Here is a 19,989-nt window from a genome sequence, read left to right as displayed (position 1 = left end):
AGTCTTTGATGTTCGCAATTCCCTAGGGAAGGCGCTCCGCGCTTTTCCAGGGAAAACCGCTCACACTTTTCCTGGAATTGCTCCAATACACGTCAAACGACGATCGTTTTCAGCCGCTCGGCAATGAGGGTGGCGAGCCGCGCCGCCACCTCGTCCTTGGTCATTTCGGGCCATTCCTCGACGCCGGCCTTCGACACGATCCGCACCCGGTTGCGATCGCCGCCCATGACGCCTGAAGGGCCGATGCCGCTTTCGTGCGACACATCGTTGGCGACGATCAGATCGGCGCCTTTCTTCGCGAGCTTGGCCCGGGCATTGCGCAAGAGATCCTGCGTCTCGGCGGCGAAGCCGACGACCAGGCCGGGTCGCTGGCTGTGATGGCCGACGCCGGCAAGGATGTCGGGGTTCTCCACCATGCGCAGCACCGGCGGTCCTTCGCCCGCCACCTTCTTGATCTTTTCGCCGGCCGAATTCTCGCTGCGCCAGTCGGCGACGGCGGCGACGAACACCGCGGCATCGGCGGGCAAAAGCTGTTCGACCGCATCGCGCATTTCCTGCGCACGTTCGACATGAATAGTCCTCACGCCAGCCGGGTCGGCGATGCTCACGGGACCGGAGACGAGGCGCACATCGGCGCCAAGCCTTGCCAATGCGGCGGCGATGGCGTGGCCCTGCTTGCCGGAGGAACGGTTGGCGATATAGCGCACCGGGTCGATCGGCTCATGCGTCGGGCCGGAGGTGACGATGATCCTACGCCCCGCCAGCGGCTTGGGGCCGGCATCGAGCAGCGCCTCGACTGCGGCGACGATCTCCAGCGGTTCAGCCATTCGGCCTTCACCGGCCTCGTTGCTTTCGGCCATCTCGCCCCTGGCAGGGCCGACGAAAGTGACGCCGTCCTTGCCCAAGGTCGCGCGGTTGCGGCGGGTGGCCGGATGCGACCACATTTTCGGATTCATCGCCGGCGCCATCAGTACCGGCTTGTCGGTGGCCAGCAGCACAGTGGAGGCCAGATCGTTGGCGTGACCATTGGCGAGCTTGGCCATCAGATCGGCGGTGGCGGGAGCCACGACCAGAAGATCGGCCTCCCTCGACAGCCTGATATGGCCGACATCGTGCTCGTCATTGCGGTCGAACAGTTCGGTGAAGACGTGGTCGGCCGACAGCGCGCCAACCGACAGCGTGGTGACGAATTCCTGCGCTGCGGCAGTCATCACCACCCTTACTGCCGCACCACGCTCGCGCAGCCGGCGGATCAGGTCCAGCGCCTTGTAGGCGGCGATGCCGCCACCGATGATAAGCAGGATGCACTTGCCGGAAAGCGTGCCCCGCGGAAGGATCTTGCCCGCAGGGGCCGCAACCGCGGTCGCCGCACTGTGCATGCTGGTCAGTTCGCGCAAGGTGTTTTCGATCTGGTCGATGCGGCCGGATCCGATCTGGCCGTCGACGGCGGCCCGGATCATCACCCTGGCCTGCTCCTCCATGGAACGGTTGTTTTCCGCCGCCAATCGGCGCAGCAGCTCCTTGACCTCATCGTCAAGGTTGCGGATCGTGATGCTTGCCATGTGATTGCACTTTGCTCATGCCGGTCGAAGGCGATGATAGCAATGCAATCAATTTGCCGCAAGTTGCGGCTCACCCTTCGTTTTTTCAGGTCTAAAGAATCTTCCATGCGATATAGACCAGCGTCAGCGCGATCACCCACAGCGCGACGCGGCCGGAGCGGCTGTAGCGCGCCTCGGCCTTGCCGATGGCACGCGCCGTGGTCTCGTCGAAACGCAGGCCGTGCTCGGCCATCAGGTCGATCTCGCGCGACAGCCGGTCGGTGCGGGCGGCAAGCTCCGGCGCCTGGCGGGCGAGCGTCAGCAGCGCCTTGGCGCCGTCGCGCGCATCGATCATCATGCTGCGGGGGCCAAGGTTTCCTGCGATCCAGCTGCCGACCACCGGCTCGGCGGTCTTCCACATGTTGAAGGCCGGATCGAGCGTGCGCGCCACGCCCTCGACCACGACCATGGTCTTCTGCAACAGGATCAGTTCCGGCCGCGTCGCCATGTCGAAGAGTTCGGTCACCTCGAACAGCAGCGTCAGCAGCTTGGCCATGGAAATGGTCTCGGCCGGCTGGCCGTGGATCGGCTCGCCGATGGCGCGGATCGCTTGCGCGAAGGCCGCGACATTGTGCTGGCGCGGCACGTAGCCGGCCTCGAAATGCACTTCGGCGACGCGCAGATAATCACGCATGATGAAGCCGTAGAGGATTTCGGCGAGGAAGCGGCGCTCCTTCTTGCCGAGCCGTCCGGCAATGCCGAGATCGACGGCGACGATGGTCCCGTCCTCCTCGACGAACAGATTGCCCGGATGCATGTCGGCGTGGAAGAAGCCGTCGCGCAGCGTATGGCGCAGGAATGACTGGACGAGATTGGCGGCGATCGCCTTCAGATCGTGGCCGGCCTCCTCCAGGCCTGCGATGTTGTTCATCTTGACGCCGTCGACCCATTCCATGGTCAAAACGTCACGGCCGGTGCGCTCCCAGTCGACGGATGGCACGCGAAAGCCCGGATCGTCCTTGGTGTTCTCCCAAAGTTCGGAGAGCGCCGCCGCCTCGAGGCGCAAATCCATCTCGATCTTGGTTGTCTGCGCCAGCGTCTCGGTCACCTCGACAGGCCGCAGGCGGCGCGAGGAGGGGATGTATTTCTCCTGCAGGTGGGCGGCGAGGAAATAACTTTCGAGATCCTGGAAGAAGCGGCGGCGCACGCCGGGCCGGATGACCTTCACCGCGACCTTGGCGGCAGCGCCATCATGGATGGCTTCGGCGGCATGGACCTGGGCGATCGAAGCGGCGGCGACGGGGTCGCCGAACTCGGCGTAGAGATCACTCACCTTGCGCCCGAGCGAGGCTTCGATGGCCGCTACCGCCTCAGTTCTCGGGAAGGTGTGCATCTTGTCCTGCAACATGGCGAGATCGAGCGCCATGTCGTTGCCGACGACGTCGGGCCGCGTTGCCAGGAACTGGCCGAGCTTGACATAGGACGGGCCGAGCCGGACCACTGCCTTGGCCAGCCGGTCGCTGCGCTGATAGGCGAGCGCGCGGCGGCGGGTGAACAGCCGCGCCAGCCGCCAGCCGAATTTCGGCAGGCCTGACAGTTCCTCGCCCGGCAGGGCGGCGATGACGCCCTCGCGCACCAGCACCCAGCCGGCCCGCGCGAGCCTGAAACCGGCGCCGACGCTGCTCATGGCCGCACCAAGGCCGGTTCTTGAGACCGGCATGAGCCATATCGAGAATGGGAAATGCGGGCCAGCCTCAAAGCTTCCAGCCCGAATGAAGCGCGGCAATACCGCCGGAATAGTTGCGGAAGGAAACACGGTCGAAACCGGCGCGGGAAATCATTGCCGCGAAATTCTGCTGGTTGGGGAATTTCGCGATCGATTCAACCAGATAGGAATAGGGCTCGCCGTCGCCGGTAACCATCTTGCCGATCTTGGGGATGGCATTGAACGACCAGGCTTCATAGGCCTTGTCGAGCAACGGCATCTCGACCTCGGAAAATTCCAGGCACAGGAACCGGCCGCCGGGCTTCAACACGCGGAACGCTTCTGCGAGCGCGACATCGATGCGCGGCACGTTGCGGATGCCGAATGCGATGGTGTAGGCGTCGAAGGTGGCGTCGGTGAAGGGCAGTTCCTCGGCATTGGCCTCGACGAAATCGGTGTTGCCGGACAGGCCTTTCTTTTCGGCCCGGTCGCGGCCGACAGCGAGCATCGAGCCGTTGATGTCGAGCACGGTGGCGTGGGCGCTGCCATGGCTGGCATCGACGATGCGGAAGGCGATGTCGCCGGTGCCGCCGGCCACATCCAGGACCTTCCAGCCCGCCCGCTTCGGCGGATTGAGCCAGGTGACCATGGCATCCTTCCACAGCCGGTGCAGGCCGGCCGACATCAGGTCGTTCATCAGGTCGTAGCGATTGGCGACCTTGTGGAAAACATCGTTGACCAGGGACTGCTTCTCGCCTTCCCCCACACGCTTGAAACCATAGGAGGTTTCCATGCCGCCCGCGGCCGTGGTTCTCTCAACTGACATTTTTTTGATCCGTCATAAAACCGGCGGGACCATAGCCGATCGATGCTGTGGGCGCTATTGTTTAAGGCGCGGTGTTCAGCCGCGCTTCCAGGTGGTGGGTTTTCAAGACCTGGACTGACCGACGGGATGTTTGAATGCCTTTGAAAGCGGAACTGCACTGCCATATTGAAGGGGCAGCGGCGCCAGAGCTCGTCATCCGCCAGGCGCAGAAATACGGCGAGGATGCCTCGCCCTATATCCAGAACGGTTCCTTCGTCTGGCACGATTTTACGTCCTTCCTCGCGGCTTACGATTTTTCCGCCGATCTGTTCCGCACCGAAGAGGATTACGCGCGGCTGGCCGATCACTATCTGACCAGTCTTGCCCGCGATGGCGCCATCTATTCCGAAGTCTTCACCTCGCCGGACCATGCGACGAAAGCCGGGCTCTCGCCCAAGGCCTATACCGATGCGCTGGGCGAAGGCATGCTGCGCGCCAAGGCCAAGACCGGCATTGAGGGCCGCATGATCGTCACCGGCGTGCGCCATGTCGGCGTGGAATCGATCGAACGGGCGGCACGCTTCGCGGCGCGCTGCGGGAATCCGCTGGTCACTGGCTTCGGCGTTGCCGGCGACGAACGCGTGGGCGAGATGGAGGACTATGTCAGGGCTTTCGAGATCGCGCGCGAGGCCGGGCTCGGCATCACCATCCATGCCGGCGAGCTGACGGGCTGGGAGACGGTCCAGGCGGCGCTTGACCATATCCGCCCCTCGCGCATCGGCCACGGCGTGCGCGCTATCGAGAACCCGGACCTTGTCCGGCGCATCGCCGACGAAGGCATCGTCCTGGAGTGCTGCCCCGGCTCCAACATCGCGCTCAAGGTGTTCGACAGTTTTGCCGACCATCCGTTTCCCGCCTTGCAGGCCGCCGGCTGCAAGGTGACGCTCAACTCCGACGACCCGCCCTATTTCTGGACGTCGTTGAAGCGAGAATACGATATCGCGGCGGAGCATTTTGCGATGAACGAAAAGGCGCTTGCCGCCGTCACCAGAACCGCCATCGAAGCCGCCTTTGTCGACAGGAAGACCAAAGCGGCACTTCTAGCCCGGCTGAACGGCGCGGCGCGCTGATTTTCTTCCGACAAAGCTGTGGTCGATGGCGGCCAAGCGGTTCCTTGGCCGGTCCATAGTCGCTAGGGTCGTTCCAGCTGCCTGAAGCGCGTCCGCGCGCCGGGCGACACGCATCAGGAGAACATCATGAAGGGCGTCACCGTCGTCGACCATCCGCTTGTCCAGCACAAGCTGACCATCATGCGAAAGAAGGAGACGTCCACGGCCGGTTTCAGGCGGCTGTTGCGCGAGATATCGCTGCTGCTCGGCTATGAGGTCACGCGCAATCTCGAGCTGACGACGACAACGATCGAAACGCCGATCGAGACCATGGAAGCGCCGACGCTGGAGGGCAAGAAGCTGGTGTTCGCTTCGGTGCTGCGCGCCGGCAACGGGTTGCTGGAAGGCCTGCTTGACCTGGTGCCGGCGGCGCGCGTCGCCCATATCGGCCTCTATCGTGACCACGAGACGCTGGAGGCGGTCGAATATTTCTTCAAGGCGCCAAGCGATCTCGCCGACCGGCTGGTGATCGTCGTCGATCCGATGCTGGCGACGGCCAATTCGGCGATCGCGGCGATCGACAAACTGAAAGGGCGCGGCGCCACCAACATCCGCTTCCTCTGCCTTTTGGCGGCGCCCGAAGGCATCGAGCGTTTCACCAAGGCGCATCCGGACGTTCCGGTCTTCACGGCCTCCATCGACCGCCAGCTCAACGAGAAGGGCTACATCATGCCCGGCCTCGGTGATGCCGGCGACCGCATGTACGGGACGAAATAGCAGCAGGCAAAATTCCTGGTACTGTTTACCGAATATTTACGCAACGGCGCGGTTTTAGCCCCCGTTAAAGCGGCAAATACCATGCCGGGGCTAAACGATTGGCTCTCACGAAGGCCGATCCATGCTGCGCAAGCTTCTCATCCTCAGCGTCTTTGCCGGGACATCGGCATCGATCCCGGTCGTCTATCAGTCGAATCCGCGGATGTTCGAAGACCTGCTGAAATCGACGGTGACGGCCAGGCCCGAGGTCGAGGCACAACCGCAGGTCAACCTGGCGTCGGTTCCCGACAGACCGGCGGCGCCGCTGGCGACCGGCCGCAAGGTCGTCGTCACCGCGGACGGGCGCGGGCATTTCTCGTCGACCTTCAAGCTCAACGGCCGTCAGGTCGACGGCATGATCGACACCGGCGCCACGCTGGTCGCCGTCAACACCTCGACGGCACGCAGGATCGGGCTGTCGCTCAATCCGTCCGATTTCAGCCATGAGGTCAACACCGCCAACGGCTCGATCAAGGCGGCGGTGGTGACGATCGACCGCCTGCAGATCGGCAGCATCAGCGTCGACGGCGTGCAAGCCATCGTGCTCGACGACAGGGCGCTCAGCACCAATCTGATAGGCATGAGCTTCCTCAGCCGGCTCGGCAAATATCAGGCCGAAAACGGTACGCTGCTGCTCATCCAATAATCAACCGCGCGGCAGGATCCGCCGGATGACGGTTTTGTCCGCCGGCGGCTTCGAGGTGCCGATCGCATAGGCCGAAACCACGGTGGCGGCGGCCGCCTCGGCATCGGAGGGCGAGCGGGCGTGGACCAGTGCCAGCGCGTCTCCGGCATGGACTTCCGCGCCTATGGGCAGCAGCCTGGTGATGCCGACGCTGGGGTCGATCTTGTCGTCAGGCCTCGTGCGCCCGCCGCCCAGGCCAACCACCGCAAGGCCGATGTCGCGGGTGGCGATGCCGGTGACGAAGCCGTCCGTCGTCGCCCTGACCGCGAATTCCGTGGCTGCCACGGCCAAATATTTTTCCGGCTTCTCGATGAAATCGGCGGGGCCGCCGAGCACCGCCACCATGCGGGCGAAGGTGGCGGCGGCGCGGCCGCTGGTGAGCGTCTCGGTGGCGCGCCGCAAGCCATCCTGGTTGGACGACACCAGTCCCGTCGACTGCAGCATTTCGGCGGCCAGCGCCAGCGTCACATCCTCCAGCCGCCGGTCGCGCAGACGGCCGGTGAGGAAATCGACGGCGCTGCGCACCTCGACGGCATTGCCGGCGGCCGAGGCCAGCGGTTCGTTCATGCCGGTGATCAGCGCCGAGACCTTCAGTCCGGCGCCGCTGGCGACCTCGACCAGGCTGTTGGCGAGCGCGGTCGCGTCGCGCGACTTCTCCATGAAGGCGCCATTGCCGACCTTGACGTCGAGCACCAGCGAGCCCAGACCGGCGGCCAGCTTCTTGGACAGGATCGAGGCGGTGATCAGCGGGACCGACTCCACGGTGCCGGTGACGTCGCGTATGGCATAGAGCCGGCGGTCGGCGGGCGCCAGATCGGCGGTCTGGCCGATGATGGCGCAGCCGGTTTCCAGCACCGCCTGGCGAAACAACGCGAGATCGGGCTGGGTGATGTAGCCGGGGATCGCATCCATCTTGTCCAGAGTGCCGCCGGTATGACCAAGGCCGCGGCCCGAAATCATCGGCACATAGGCACCGCAGGCGGCGACGATCGGCGCCAGCATCAGCGAGACATTGTCGCCGACGCCACCGGTCGAATGCTTGTCGGTGACCGGGCCGGGCAGGTCCGACCAGTCGAGCACATCGCCGGAATCGCGCATGGCCAGCGTCAACGCCACGGCCTCGTCGCGGTTCATGCCGTTGAAGAACACCGCCATGGCGAAAGCCGCGGCCTGGCCATCGGTGACGGCGCCCGAGGTCACGCCGCCGATGAAGGCAGCGATTTCACCGGCCGAGAGCCTGTGACCGTCTCGCTTGTGGCGGATGATTTCCTGCGGAAGCATCAGCTCTCCAGCAGTCCGTCGCGGAACACTCTGTGCAGGACCGTTGCCAGCCGCGACCCGCCGACCGGCGCCATGTCCTTGGTCTCCTGGTGCGAAAGCTCGGCTCCGGTCATGCCGGCCGCCAGATTGGTGATGACCGAACAGGCGGCGACGCGCAGGCCAAGGAAACGGGCGAGAATGACTTCCGGAACGGTCGACATGCCGACGGCGTTGGCGCCCATGATGCGCGCCATGCGGATTTCGGCCGGCGTTTCGAAGCACGGGCCGGAAAACCACATATAGACGCCCTTGTGCAACGCGGTGCCGGTTGCCTTGGCGGCGCGTTCGATCGCCTTGCGGATGCCGGCATCATAGGCTTCGGTCAGGCCGACGAAGCGGCGGTCGCTGGGCTCGCCGATTAGCGGATTGCTGCCGGAGAAATTGATGTGGTCGGTGAGCATCATCACCGAGCCCGGCGGCATGTCCGGGTCGACCGAACCGGCGGCGTTGGTGAGGATCAGTTTGGTGATGCCGATGCCGGCGAGCACTTCCAGCACCGGGCGCATCGCCGCCGCGTTGCCGTGCTCGTAATAATGGGCGCGGCCGGACAGCATCAGCACCGGCTTGCCGGCAAACAGGCCCGCCACCACTTCGCCGGCATGGCCGCTGACGCCGCTTCTGGGAAAGCCGGGCAGGTCGGCATAGGGGACGCGGATCGGGTGCTCGATCCGGTCGACAAGGACACCGAGGCCCGATCCCAGCACCAGTGCCGTCGACGGCGCCAGGCCGTCCAGCCTTTCGATCAGATGGTCCACCGCCTTTTCGGTCATTGCAGCCCGCTCTTCATTTGAGCCAATTCCTCATTTCAAGATGTCGCCGCGGAAACCATAGGGCAGCATGTCACCCATGGTCACGGTCTCGGCCACGCCCGTATTGTCGCAGAGGTAGAGTTTTGTGTCCGGTTGGCAGAATTCGGCCAGCCGCTGGCGGCAGCCGCCGCAGGGCGAGCATTTGGCCATGCGTTCGGCAAGGACGGCTATTTCGACGATCTTGCCGCCGCCGCCCATAATGTAGTGGCCGAGCGCGGTGGTCTCGGCGCACCAGCCTTCCGGATAGGAGGCGACTTCGATGTTGGCGCCGGTGAAGACGCGTCCGTCCTCGGTGCGCAAGGCCGCGCCCACCGGAAATTTCGAGTAGGGCGCATAGGCCTTGGCCATGGCGGCTCTGGCCGCTTCGAACAGATCATGCGACATTTCAGTTGTTCTCTCCGATGATCGTGTCCAAAACCCGGCGCGAGGCACGCGCCGGGCCGTCAACCCTTAAGCGCGTCGCGTCGAAACGGATTCAGGCGACGCGCTTAAACTCTCTGTTTTATGCATGTCGTTCTCCCAAAACCGAGGTCACTTTTGGGCGACATGCATTAGCGTTCCTTGACGTAGGGCACGCCGCCTGCACGCGGCGGGATGGCCTTGCCGATGAAGCCGGCGAGCAGGATGACGGTGAGGATATAGGGCAAGGCCTGCATGAACTGCACCGGCACCTTGCCGATGATCGGCAGCGGTGATCCCTGCAGGCGGATCGCCGCCGCGTCGAGGAAACCGAACAGCAGGCAAGCGAACATGGCGTTGACCGGCTTCCATTTGGCAAAGATCAGCGCGGCCAGCGCGATGTAGCCCTTGCCGGCGGTCATATCCTTCACGAAGCCGCCATTCTGCACCATCGACAGATAGGCGCCGGCGACGCCGGTGAGGATGCCGGTGCAGATGAGGGCGCGGTAGCGCAGCCAGGCGACCGAAATGCCGGCGGTGTCGACGGCGGCCGGGTTCTCGCCGACGGCGCGCAGCCTGAGGCCGAAGCGGGTGCGGAACAGCACCCACCAGGTGAACGGCACCATCAGGAAGGCGAGGTAGACCAGCAGCGAATGGCCCGAGATCAGTTCCGCATAGATCGGCCCGATGATCGGCACGCCCCTGACCGCCTCGGCGCCGGGCCAGACAATCGCGTCGAACCGCTCGCCCGGCTGCAGCGCCGGCGTGCGCCCACCTTGCTGGAACCAGGCCTGACCGAGGATGATGGTCGATCCGGCGGCGATGAAATTGATCGCCACGCCGGAAACGATCTGATTGCCGCGGTGGGTGATCGAGGCGAAGCCGTGCACCATGGCGAAGGCGACCGAGATCAGGATCGCCATGCCAAGGCCAATAAAGGCCGAATGGAACACAGAAGCAGCGGCGGCGCCGGCGAAGGCGCCGACCAGCATCTTGCCTTCCAGCCCGATGTCGAAGATGCCGGAACGCTCGGAAAAGAGGCCGGCGAGGCAGGCGAGCAGCAATGGCACCGACAAGCGGATGGTCGAGTCCAATATCTGCACGATGGCGATAAAGACATCCATCTCAGGCGCCCTTTCCCTTGACCGCTTCCATGCCGACCGATCTCGGACTGAACGAGGCGAACAGCGCCTGGATGTAAGGCCTGAACATGTGTTCGAGCGCGCCGGCGAACAGGATCACCAGGCCCTGGATGATGACGATCATGTCGCGGCTGATCGCCGGCATTTCGAAGGCGAGTTCGGCGCCGCCCTGATAGAGCATGCCGAACAGGACCGCCGCCAGCACGATGCCGACCGGATGCAGGCGCCCCATCAGCGCCACGGCGATGCCGACGAAGCCGGCGCCGGAGACGAAGTCGATCGCGACATTGTGCTGGTCGCCCATCACCGGATTGAGCGCCATCATGCCGGCCAGCGCGCCCGAGATCATCATCGCGGTGATGATGATGCGGGTTTCCGAAATGCCGGCATAGCGCGCCGCCTTGGGGCTATGGCCATAGGTGCGCATCTCATAGCCGAGCTTGGTGCGCCAGATCAGCAGCCAGACCAGGAAGGCCATGAGCAGCGCCAGCAGGAAGGTGACGTTGAGCGGCGCCGAGCGGATCTTGGCGCCGAACAGCTCGATGATCCAGTTGAGTTTCGGCAGTTCGGCGCCGGCAAGGAAGTTGCGGGTCTGCGGTGCCTGCGACCCCGCCGGCTTCAGCGGTCCGACCAGCAGATAGACCATGATCGAGGCGGCGATGAAGTTGAACATGATGGTGGTGATGACGATGTGCGAGCCGCGCCTGGCCTGAAGGTAGGCGGGGATCAGCGCCCACAACGCGCCCACAAGCGCCGAAGCGACGATGGCCATCGGAAATGTCAGCCACCAGGGCAGCACGCTGTCGAAGGACAGGCAGACGATGGCGATGCCCAGGCCCGCAATATAGGCCTGTCCCTCGGTGCCGATGTTGAACAGGCCGCAATGCGCCGCCACCGCCACCGAAAGCCCGGTGAAGATGAAGGTGGTGGCATAGAAGAGGGTGAAGGCGATGCCCGTTCCCTTGCCGAAGGCGCCCTCAACCAGGATGACGGCGGCGCGGAACGGGTTCTCGCCGACCAGGAGCACGACGAAGCCGGCGACGATGAAGGCGACCGCCAGGTTGATCAGCGGGATCAGCCCATAATCGGCCCAGGCCGGCAGTTTGGCGTATGGCGTGCTCAAAGTGCTGCCTCCTGGCGCTCGACGCCCGCCATCAGCAGGCCAAGCTCGCCCTCGGTCGCTTCCGGACCGCGCTCACCGACGATGCGGCCGGCAAACATCACGAGGATGCGGTCGGAGAGCGAACGGATCTCGTCGAGTTCGACCGAGACCACCAGCACGGCCTTGCCCTGGTCGCGCATGGCGATCAGGCGCTTGTGGATGAATTCGATGGCGCCGACGTCGACGCCGCGCGTCGGCTGGCCGACGATCAGCACACCCGGATCCTGCTCCATCTCCCGTGCCAGAACGATCTTCTGCTGGTTGCCGCCGGAGAAGTTCGCCGTCTTCAGGCGCGGATTGCCTGGACGGATATCGTATTTCTCGATCTTGTCCTTGGCGTCGGCCATGATGGCATCGACGTTGAGGAACGGCCCTTTGAGATAGCGAGGGTCGTCGTGATAGCCGAGGATGGAATTCTCGTTCTCCTCGAAGGCCAGCACCAGCCCGACATGATGGCGATCCTCCGGCACGTGCGCCAGCCCTCGGTCGCGCAATTCGCCGGGGTCGGCGGCACCCGTCAGGTCGATCGGCTTGCCGTCGAGCATGACCGAGCCTGAAACGGCATGCCTGATGCCGGAAATCGCCTCGAGCAGCTCGGATTGGCCGTTGCCGGCGACGCCGGCGATGCCGACGATCTCGCCGGCGCGCAGGTCGAAGGAGATATCGTCGACCATGGTGACGCCACGCGAATCCTTCACCGTCAGGTTCTTGACCGCGAGCTTGACGGCGCCGGCTTCCGCTTCGCCCTTTTCGACCCTCAAAAGCACGCGCCGCCCGACCATCAGTTCGGCCAGTTCGCCCACCGTCGTCTTGTTGGTTTCGCGCGTCGCCACCATCGTGCCCTGGCGCATGACCGAGACATTGTCGGTGATGGCCATGATCTCGCGCAGCTTGTGGGTGATCAGCACCACCGTCTTACCCTGTTCCTTCAATTGTTTGAGGATGCGGAAGAGATGGTCGGCTTCGGCCGGCGTCAAGACGCCCGTCGGCTCGTCGAGGATCAGGATCTCGGCGCCGCGATAGAGCGCCTTGAGGATTTCGACGCGCTGCTGCAGGCCGACCGGCAGTTCCTCGATGATGGCGTCGGGGTCGACTTCGAGCCCATATTCCCTTTCGAGGCGGTCGAGTTCGGAGCGCGCCTTGGCAATGCTGCTTTTCAAGAGGGCATCGCTTTCGGCGCCGAGAATGATGTTTTCCAGCACCGAGAAATTGTCGACCAGCATGAAATGCTGGTGCACCATGCCGATGCCGAGCGCGATCGCGTCATTGGGCGTCTTGATCGATGCCGGCTTGCCGCCGACATGGATTTCGCCGCTGTCGGCCTGGTAGAATCCGTAGAGGATCGACATCAGCGTCGACTTACCGGCGCCGTTCTCGCCGACGATGCCGTGGATGGTGCCGCGCGCGATCTCCAGATTGATGTCGCGGTTGGCGCGTACGGCGCCAAAACTCTTGTTGATGCCGATCAGTTCGATTGCGGCTTGCGCCATGCAGCCAGTCCCACTCTTATTTTTTTATCGCTTGGTCAAAATGCCTAGCATGACGCCCGGCCCGTGCCAATTGGCCGGAGCAGTATCCACTCTCGGCAAATCCCGGTGCGCTTGTCAATTTCCAACGTGTCCGCAGGCTTCATATTCGCTAATATGACGGCGTCGAAATTCGCATCACGACGCAAGGCATTGTGGTGCAAGATCAGGGACTGCGAATGAACATGCCCGCCGACCGGCTGACGACGCTGGAAATCCGCGCCGCCGAGCAGGAAAGGACCATCGAGGAACTGTCGGGACAGATCGCCGAGCAGTGGACGGTGATCGAGCGCATGCAGCGCAAGCTCGACGCGCTGACCGATCGCTTCCTGGCACTGGAGGAGCAGGCGGCGCCCGACGTGCCGGTGACCAAGCCGCCGCATTGGTGAGGACGAGGGGAGGGAACAAGCCATGGTCGGTGAAAGGGATCGTATCGCGCGAGCCGGCGACTACGTGCTTGGCCTGATGAACGATACCGATCGCGAACGGGCCGAGCGCGATCTGGAGATAGACCCTGCCTTCCGCGACGCCGTGCTGCAGCTTGCCGAACGCATGCATGTGTTTGATCGTGCCGAAAAGCCTGCCTTGCCTGCCAATCATTGGACGCTGGTGACGCAACGCCTCGCCGAATTGCCACAGATGCGCAGCGTTGGGCTCGGCAATGATGCCAAACCGCAGACGGTGATCCGAAGCCTGTCCCGGTCACCATACGGCGTTGGCGTGCATTCGCTTGGCGGCCGGCGCGGATTTGTCGTCGCCGTCGTGCTGATAGTGGTCTTCGCGCTCGGCTATTTCGTCGGAAAACTATAGGCCGACGCAGAACCGCCGGGCTTTCACCCGGCGGTTCGCAAATCAGTCTCTGCCGATCAATAAGGGCAGGCGTTGTCTGCCGTGTAGTCGTGCACCTGAATCTTGCCGGAGATGATGTCGGCCTTGGCCTTCTCGACCGCCGCCTTCATCTCGTCCGTCACCAGCGCCTTGTTGTTGTCGTCCATGGCGTAGTCGACGCCGCCTTCCTTGAGGCCGAGATTCTCGACGCCACCCTTGAAGGTGCCGTTCTTGCCATCCATGAAGGCGGTGTAGACGGCAATGTCGACGCGCTTCATCATCGAGGTCAGCACCTTGCCGGGCTGCAGGCCGTTCTGGTTGGAATCGACGCCGATGCCGAGCTTGCCGGCATCAGCCGCCGCCTGCAGCACGCCGACGCCGGTGCCGCCGGCCGCGGCGTAGACCACGTCGGCGCCCTGGTCGATCTGCGTCTTGGCGATCTCGCCGCCCTTGGCCGGATCGTTCCAGGCGGCCGGGGTGTCGCCGGTCATGTTCTGAATGACGTCGGTAGCGCCGGCCGACTTGGCGCCGCCGACATAGCCGCATTCGAACTTGCGGATGAGCGGGATGTCCATGCCGCCGATAAAGGCAACCTTCTTGGTCTTCGAGGCCATCGCCGCCATGATGCCGACGAGATAGGAACCCTCGTTTTCCTTGAACACCAGCGAGCGGACATTGGGCATATCGACGGCATCGTCGATGATGGCGAAGTTGAGGTCGGGATAATCTTTCGCGACCGCTTTCAGCGCATCTTCCCAGGCAAAGCCCGCCATGACGATCGGGTTGTGGCCGTCCTCGGCGAAGCGGCGCAGCGCCTGCTCGCGCTGCGAGGCGTTGGACACTTCGAACTCGACATAGGGCGTGCCGGTCTCGGTCTTGAACTTCTCGGCGCCATGGAAGGCAGCCTCGTTGAAGGATTTGTCGAACTTGCCGCCCAGATCATAGAGGATGGCCGGCTGGACATCCGCGGCGAAAGCCGGAAGAACCATTGCGGTTGCGGCCAGGAGGCCGAGAACGATACGTTTCATGTGATCCACACCCTGTCGGTTATTTTTTCCGTTACGCCCCGCCTGCCTGCCCGGTTCTGCGGCCGGCATGCGACGTCAGCCAGGAGTGTATTCCCCTCCCGCTCGGCGGCAATCTGGCACGGCCCGAAACAAAATTCACGCGGAATTTTGACCTTTTGGAAAAGCGTGCCGGGGCAGGCCGCGCCGCAGCTCGATCTTGCCTGGCGAACCTTTGCCGATCAGTTGGCGGCGAATTGGCCGGTGCGCCGCTGGCGCCTGTAGCCGATGGCGTAGAGCAGGAAGGCCAGCACCGCGAACACGGCAAATCCCGGCTGGTCGAGCACCCAGGCGATGGCGCCATCCCACAAAAGCGGGCTGGCCTTGGCGCGGACGAAGGTTTCGAAGGCCGCCCGCGTTTCCGGCGACACCGCCAGCCAGCTGGCATTGAGCGGGGTCAGCACAAGCGCCGAAGCCGCCACCGTGCGCGTCGTGTCGAGCACCGCCATGATGACGGAGACCGACAGCGCGACCATCGCGGCAAGGCGGAAAATGAAGCGAAACATCCAGGTTCTCCCCCGGCCGATCCTGGATGCTTTCCCAAGGGATCTCCGGCACGTGTCCCGAAACGAGAAATAGAATTTGTCTGGCCCGCCCGCAACCGCGATGCGCGGATTTGAAGGCCCGCGCTTTTCTGTCCCTATGCCACAGGCTTGCGCCTGCGTCGATGGACGAGCCAGACGGCGAGAATGCCGCCGCCAATGGCGCCGACCACCAGCCCGGCCAGGCCGATGAAGGCGGCGAAATAGCCGCAGCCACCCTCGAAGCAGCTCACCTCGGCGACATCGGCGATCACCGAGCCGGCGAAGAAGCCGACCAGGGCACCGATGACGGCGCCCAGAATGATGCCGAGCAAGGCGGCGATGATGGAAACGAAGACCGGCGGCGCTTCGGTTTGCGGCCTGGCGTAGACGGTCCCGGCGCCCGAGCCGGGGCGCAACAGGTAGATGCAAAGCAGGCCGATGCCGATCTCGATGGCGGTGATGCCGAGGCTCCTGGCGGAGAAGACGAATTCCGGCACGGTCAGCACATAGGCCTGTCTCGCCAGCACCCAGACGATGGTGGCGATCTGCCAGATGGTGAAATGGCGGGGGAAACGCCCTGAACGGCCAAAGGCGAGGCCGAGCAGGTAAAGCCCCCACAGGATGGTGATGACATTGGCGACGAGCCCGCCAACGAGGAAATAGAAGATCTTGTCGGGCAGGCCGGAATTGCCAACCAGCCACCATGCCGAGGCCAGGCCATAGACCGACCACGCCATGACGAAGATGAGCCAGCCCACCGGGACGTAAAAAAGGTCGCCACCCGGGCGGCCGGCCGGCGCCTGCCCACTCGGTTGTTCGCTGCTCGATGTCATGTCCGGACGATGCCCCCGCAAAGCCTCTGCCTCACTCGACAGGTGGCCGGCGGCGAAGTCAAGCGCGGCGGGTCTTATGGCCTTGCCTGTGCACATCATTCGGCGCCGGCGCCGGCGGAAACCGGTGCGAGGGCGGCCCCGCGAACCGCCATGTGGCCGGCAAAGCGAATAGAGTGCCGTTATGGCTTGGCATTCGGCGCGGGATCGACTAGATGAGCCCCGCGCCTGTTGCTTCGACGGCTCAGGTGCCGGGGAAGGATGTCCGCTGGTTGGGCGGCATCCATGGCGCGGACATTCCGCGCCGCGGCCCCAAGGAGATGCATCTCCCCAACCCGCGCGGCGAAACCGGCCGGCGCGAAGGCACGGACGGAGAGGTGGCCGAGTGGTTGAAGGCGCACGCCTGGAAAGTGTGTTTACGGGAGACCGTAACGCGGGTTCGAATCCCGCTCTCTCCGCCAGTATATCAAGGACTTCCTAACGTTTTGAAGTTCCTCCGTTTTTAGCGGCGACTTTGAATGCCGGTGCCCCATGCTGGTGCCCCAGAAATCTTATCGGATCGGCGCACTCCCGGGTGCCGCTGTTTCCGTTGCGCTTTCTAGTGCTGCCGAGTCAGAAGAAACGAAAGCTGATTGTCGTGGTCGCGTTCGACCGAGGCAACCATGGCGAACTGTTTCCGATGTACGGGCCGACTGATCAGCAGAGCGAAGATCGGGCAATCCGAACTGCAAAGGCATTGGCTAGTAACCATGTGGGCGTCATCGCCTGGAGCCTGGATGCCGACCCGGTGGTTGTCGATTACGGCCTGCCGACCACGCCGTTTGTCAATGGTGACGTGCCGGACATGGAAGTTTCATTTGTCCGGTGAGTGGAAGGGAGCTGATGTCGCCCTGTGACGAACTGTTATCCCCTTCGAGAATTTTACACTCTGTTGCAATTATTTTCAGTTTCAGAAGAAGAAAAAGTTTCCATTCCGACCTCAACTGGGTCAGTTTCAATCTGGGCTATGTAGTATACATACCTCTCTTTTCTATCGCCAATAAATTGAAACTGGTATCCGTAATCGGTTTTCGGGTAGTATTGTCCCATAAGCACTGACCCTGCTCCTTTGGGCAACTCCCAGGTCGGTTTTGTCTGCTTGAGCGCTTCGTAGTCAAAATACCCCCCTCCGCTCTGAGAGGACGGAAAGTCGAAATGCCATACTCGAAGGCTCAGGCTCTTTACCTTAACGCTAGCATTTCGATCGTTGGAGATCGTTACGTTGATCGCTGTAACGCAAGAGCCGGATTCGCTTACGGACCTAAAGAAATTTATCTTGGACGAAACGTTCAATTGCGAATGGAATTGGGGGTCTTGAGTTTTTCCAAAAACGAAAAAAGCCCAAACCCCAGCCGCTATTATACCAAGTATTTCGAATATGACCTTGGTATTGTTAATAATTTTTGAGGCGCGGTCAGCGGGCTGTGGGTCCTCCATGTTAAAAAATCCCCCTCCACGGTATTTTCGCTAGTCTGCATCTCAATAAGTCAAAGTTGCCGACCACCAGCTCCAAACGCATGCGACCCGCACTTCTTCAGTCCAACTTATCTTTCACTATAGCACACTCCGAGGTGGCCGTCTGTACGCCGTGAAATTCGAAGAGTAGTACAAAGCCACCGACCCCGAACAGGTGATGTTGCTGTTTTGGACGCATCGCAAGATTCGACATCCTCGGCAGTGCGAGGCATGATGCGCTGCGGCGTCGGCGGGATGCCCATGGCCTGATCAAGAGATCCAACACCAAACAATAGGGCGCGCAGGCCTCCGAAGCGTCATTAGGTTTTCCGAGATCCGCAGTTTAGGGCGGCCGGTGTCTGGACCTTCACAGATTGAACGGAACGAACCGCACGCGGTCGGCGCGCCGGCGAGTTAAGCGGGCGGAGGTCACCCTCAGACGCGCCAAGGAAATGCTGGACGAAGATTGCGGGGTGGGAATCAATATTGCGCTCTGCGGCAGGATAAGAGCCGCTCAGCAGCGTGTCATCGAGGCCAGAGAGCGCCTGACGAAGATCGATCCACTCGCGAACTCCAGTTCTACATAATTCGGGCTTCGTTGGGCGTCACGAGCAAGGCGGTGCGCGCCACGGCGCGGTCACCGAGGTTGTGACTTTCTCCAGGCTGGTTATCGTCACCGTCTTGCGGTCTCCACAGTTCCCGTTCCAGCACCACGGCAACCATGGCCAGCAAGCGCGGTGCATTGTGGGCGGCCTTGTGCTCGACAAGAACCGGTCGTCGTGCATGCGCTCGACGGCTTCGGCCAGGGCAGGCCAGTGATTGTTCGGTTGGCGGATGGTGGCGAGCGCTTGTGCGGGCTCCGGGCAAGGTTGCATAGTCCAACAAGGCGACTCAGCGTGCTGTGCGCATCGGCTCGGAGCAATCGTGATTGGACTTTATGACATCTGGCCCGCTTTCGTGGTCGTCGCGCTGCTTTGGCCGCTTGCGGGCATGCCGCTGTTTCAGCGGGTAGGTTTCGAATCGAACTCCTCCAGGGTGCGGGCAATAGACGGAATGCGAGGCTATCTGGCGCTTGCCGTCGTGCTTCACCACGCCGTCATCTACCATGAAATGCTGGCGACCGGCGCATGGAAGTATCCGCCTTCGGCATTCTATGGCCCACTGGGACAGGTGGGCGTATCCTTGTTCTTCATCATCTCCGCCTATCTGTTCTGGGGGAAACTGCTGTCGGCAAAGTCCTCCGTGGATTTTCCGACCCTGTTCCTCAAGCGGGCTTTCAGGATCGGGCCGCTCTATGTTCTGGCCGTCGGTACGGCGATGGCTTTGGAGGTCGCCGATGGCGCGATCGACTATTCGGCCTTCGCGACCTACGAGCGGGCATTTTTCAATCTGCTGTTCGGTGTCTTCGGCTATGTCCCGCTTTCGAGTTCCCGCGTCTGCGTATTGGCCTGCGTAACCTGGACCTTGCCCTATGAATGGCTGTTGTATTTCAGCCTGCCGATCGCGGCGATATTCAGCCGGCATCCGGTGGCCCGCATGGGCTTGCCAGCCTTTCTCCTGGCGTTTTCAATTCTCATGTCAGTGAACGGGGGCCGCCCCGCCTTCGGCTTTCTGGGGCTTTTCGCGGGCGGAATGTTGTGCGCAACGCTTGAAGCGCAAGGCCTGCTGGTGAAGTGGCATCGGCATGCCTTGTCCGCCGCCGCCCTGGTGATGCTGGTGTGTATCTTCGCCGTTTATAAGACTGCCTACGCGCCGGGGCCGATGCTGCTATGCATTGCCACCTTCTTCCTGGTGGTGACGGGCGCTGATTTCTTTGGTCTGCTGACGGCCTCCCGCTCAGTGCGGCTGGGCGAGATCAGCTTTGGCATCTATCTCTTGCAAGGGCTTGCCTTCGTCTCGACGTTCTCCATCGCCCCCCTGCGGGCCTTCGCCATGGACAATGCCGCCCAATATTGGCTCGTGATATTGATTGCGATGGTGCTTCTGGTCCTCATGGCGCTGGTCGCGCACCTTGTGATCGAAAAGCCGGGCGTCTCGCTGGGAAACCGTCTTGCGGCAGTTCTTCGCCTGTCGACGCAGCGCGAGGTGCGTGAGACGACAGCCGCTGACGCAGCGCAGCCCTGGCGCACCGCGGACGTCTCACAAGACAGTCTGCAGGCCGCGCACAACGCCCAAGAGCGATGATTTCCGGGCCATTCGAACGCTGTTTGGCCTGGGCTGACGCGAACGA

At 63.0% G+C, this 19,989-nt stretch carries 20 protein-coding genes and 1 tRNA gene; 8 read left to right on the top strand and 13 right to left on the bottom strand.

Going from position 1 to position 19,989, the window contains the following annotated elements:
- Nucleotides 1-92: 92 nt before the first annotated feature.
- The 3 genes from coaBC to ubiE form a co-directional block, all read right to left on the bottom strand.
- Nucleotides 93-1,562, bottom strand: coding sequence for a bifunctional phosphopantothenoylcysteine decarboxylase/phosphopantothenate--cysteine ligase CoaBC (gene coaBC, locus CK228_RS04615; RefSeq protein ID WP_210202886.1), 1,470 nt, complete (start codon nucleotides 1,560-1,562; stop codon nucleotides 93-95).
- Between the two features lie 91 nt (nucleotides 1,563-1,653).
- On the bottom strand, nucleotides 1,654-3,228 hold the full coding sequence (ubiB, locus tag CK228_RS04610) for a 2-polyprenylphenol 6-hydroxylase (RefSeq protein ID WP_095787141.1): 1,575 nt from the start codon (nucleotides 3,226-3,228) through the stop codon (nucleotides 1,654-1,656).
- Nucleotides 3,229-3,295: 67 nt separating this feature from the next.
- Nucleotides 3,296-4,072 (bottom strand): bifunctional demethylmenaquinone methyltransferase/2-methoxy-6-polyprenyl-1,4-benzoquinol methylase UbiE, encoded by a 777-nt coding sequence (ubiE, locus tag CK228_RS04605; RefSeq protein ID WP_095787047.1) that lies wholly within the window; start codon nucleotides 4,070-4,072, stop codon nucleotides 3,296-3,298.
- Nucleotides 4,073-4,206: 134 nt separating this feature from the next.
- Between ubiE and CK228_RS04600 the strand changes: the two genes are divergently transcribed.
- From CK228_RS04600 to CK228_RS04590, 3 genes are all read left to right on the top strand, one after another.
- On the top strand, nucleotides 4,207-5,181 hold the full coding sequence (locus CK228_RS04600; RefSeq protein ID WP_095787046.1) for an adenosine deaminase: 975 nt from the start codon (nucleotides 4,207-4,209) through the stop codon (nucleotides 5,179-5,181).
- Between the two features lie 126 nt (nucleotides 5,182-5,307).
- Nucleotides 5,308-5,937, top strand: a complete 630-nt coding sequence (upp, locus tag CK228_RS04595) for a uracil phosphoribosyltransferase (RefSeq protein WP_010911460.1) — start codon at nucleotides 5,308-5,310, stop codon at nucleotides 5,935-5,937.
- Between the two features lie 121 nt (nucleotides 5,938-6,058).
- Entirely contained in the window at nucleotides 6,059-6,622 is a 564-nt protein-coding gene (locus tag CK228_RS04590) for a TIGR02281 family clan AA aspartic protease (protein ID WP_095772512.1), read from the top strand.
- Here the strand turns inward: CK228_RS04590 and deoA are convergent, their stop codons facing one another.
- The 6 genes from deoA to CK228_RS04560 form a co-directional block, all read right to left on the bottom strand.
- Complete coding sequence (deoA, locus tag CK228_RS04585) at nucleotides 6,623-7,942, bottom strand: thymidine phosphorylase (protein WP_095772513.1); 1,320 nt, start codon at nucleotides 7,940-7,942, stop codon at nucleotides 6,623-6,625. It abuts the gene before it with no gap.
- Nucleotides 7,942-8,751 carry a purine-nucleoside phosphorylase gene (locus CK228_RS04580; RefSeq protein ID WP_069093120.1) on the bottom strand — a complete coding sequence of 270 codons (810 nt, stop codon included), beginning with the start codon at nucleotides 8,749-8,751 and terminating at the stop codon, nucleotides 7,942-7,944. The genes deoA and CK228_RS04580 overlap by 1 nt, the downstream gene beginning before the upstream one ends.
- A 30-nt stretch (nucleotides 8,752-8,781) precedes the next feature.
- Entirely contained in the window at nucleotides 8,782-9,174 is a 393-nt protein-coding gene (gene cdd, locus CK228_RS04575) for a cytidine deaminase (protein ID WP_095772514.1), read from the bottom strand.
- A gap of 167 nt (nucleotides 9,175-9,341) precedes the next feature.
- Nucleotides 9,342-10,313, bottom strand: a complete 972-nt coding sequence (locus CK228_RS04570; RefSeq protein ID WP_095787045.1) for an ABC transporter permease — start codon at nucleotides 10,311-10,313, stop codon at nucleotides 9,342-9,344.
- A gap of 1 nt (nucleotide 10,314) precedes the next feature.
- A complete protein-coding gene (locus tag CK228_RS04565) occupies nucleotides 10,315-11,454 on the bottom strand; it encodes an ABC transporter permease (protein ID WP_095787044.1) in 1,140 nt (379 codons plus the stop codon).
- A complete protein-coding gene (locus CK228_RS04560) occupies nucleotides 11,451-12,983 on the bottom strand; it encodes an ABC transporter ATP-binding protein (protein ID WP_095772517.1) in 1,533 nt (510 codons plus the stop codon). Before CK228_RS04560 ends, CK228_RS04565 begins: the two co-directional genes overlap by 4 nt.
- Before the next feature lie 215 nt (nucleotides 12,984-13,198).
- Between CK228_RS04560 and CK228_RS04555 the strand changes: the two genes are divergently transcribed.
- Together CK228_RS04555 and CK228_RS04550 are read left to right on the top strand one after the other, a co-directional pair.
- A complete protein-coding gene (locus CK228_RS04555) occupies nucleotides 13,199-13,408 on the top strand; it encodes a SlyX family protein (RefSeq protein ID WP_095772518.1) in 210 nt (69 codons plus the stop codon).
- A 22-nt stretch (nucleotides 13,409-13,430) separates the two neighbouring features.
- Nucleotides 13,431-13,829: a hypothetical protein gene (locus CK228_RS04550; protein WP_095772519.1), complete on the top strand. Its 399-nt coding sequence runs from the start codon at nucleotides 13,431-13,433 to the stop codon at nucleotides 13,827-13,829.
- Between the two features lie 56 nt (nucleotides 13,830-13,885).
- On the opposite strand, the gene CK228_RS04545 is transcribed toward CK228_RS04550, so the two are convergent.
- From CK228_RS04545 to CK228_RS04535, 3 genes are all read right to left on the bottom strand, one after another.
- Nucleotides 13,886-14,875 carry a BMP family ABC transporter substrate-binding protein gene (locus tag CK228_RS04545; protein WP_095772520.1) on the bottom strand — a complete coding sequence of 330 codons (990 nt, stop codon included), beginning with the start codon at nucleotides 14,873-14,875 and terminating at the stop codon, nucleotides 13,886-13,888.
- Nucleotides 14,876-15,093: 218 nt separating this feature from the next.
- Complete coding sequence (locus tag CK228_RS04540; RefSeq protein WP_095772521.1) at nucleotides 15,094-15,417, bottom strand: hypothetical protein; 324 nt, start codon at nucleotides 15,415-15,417, stop codon at nucleotides 15,094-15,096.
- 134 nt (nucleotides 15,418-15,551) lie between these two features.
- Nucleotides 15,552-16,268 carry a hypothetical protein gene (locus CK228_RS04535; protein ID WP_245437967.1) on the bottom strand — a complete coding sequence of 239 codons (717 nt, stop codon included), beginning with the start codon at nucleotides 16,266-16,268 and terminating at the stop codon, nucleotides 15,552-15,554.
- A gap of 368 nt (nucleotides 16,269-16,636) precedes the next feature.
- Between CK228_RS04535 and CK228_RS04530 the strand changes: the two genes are divergently transcribed.
- Nucleotides 16,637-16,726, top strand: a tRNA-Ser gene (locus CK228_RS04530).
- Between the two features lie 113 nt (nucleotides 16,727-16,839).
- Nucleotides 16,840-17,133 (top strand): hypothetical protein, encoded by a 294-nt coding sequence (locus CK228_RS04525; RefSeq protein WP_245437966.1) that lies wholly within the window; start codon nucleotides 16,840-16,842, stop codon nucleotides 17,131-17,133.
- Between the two features lie 53 nt (nucleotides 17,134-17,186).
- Here the strand turns inward: CK228_RS04525 and CK228_RS04520 are convergent, their stop codons facing one another.
- Nucleotides 17,187-17,741: a hypothetical protein gene (locus CK228_RS04520; protein WP_095787043.1), complete on the bottom strand. Its 555-nt coding sequence runs from the start codon at nucleotides 17,739-17,741 to the stop codon at nucleotides 17,187-17,189.
- Between the two features lie 942 nt (nucleotides 17,742-18,683).
- On the opposite strand from CK228_RS04520, the gene CK228_RS04510 reads away from it, so the two are divergent.
- Nucleotides 18,684-19,943, top strand: a complete 1,260-nt coding sequence (locus tag CK228_RS04510; protein ID WP_095787041.1) for an acyltransferase — start codon at nucleotides 18,684-18,686, stop codon at nucleotides 19,941-19,943.
- Nucleotides 19,944-19,989: the final 46 nt, after the last annotated feature.

Source organism: Mesorhizobium sp. WSM4312 (assembly GCF_002294875.1).
In the GTDB taxonomy this organism is placed as follows: Bacteria; Pseudomonadota; Alphaproteobacteria; order Rhizobiales; family Rhizobiaceae; genus Mesorhizobium.
This window is presented reverse-complemented; position numbering and strand designations above follow the sequence as displayed.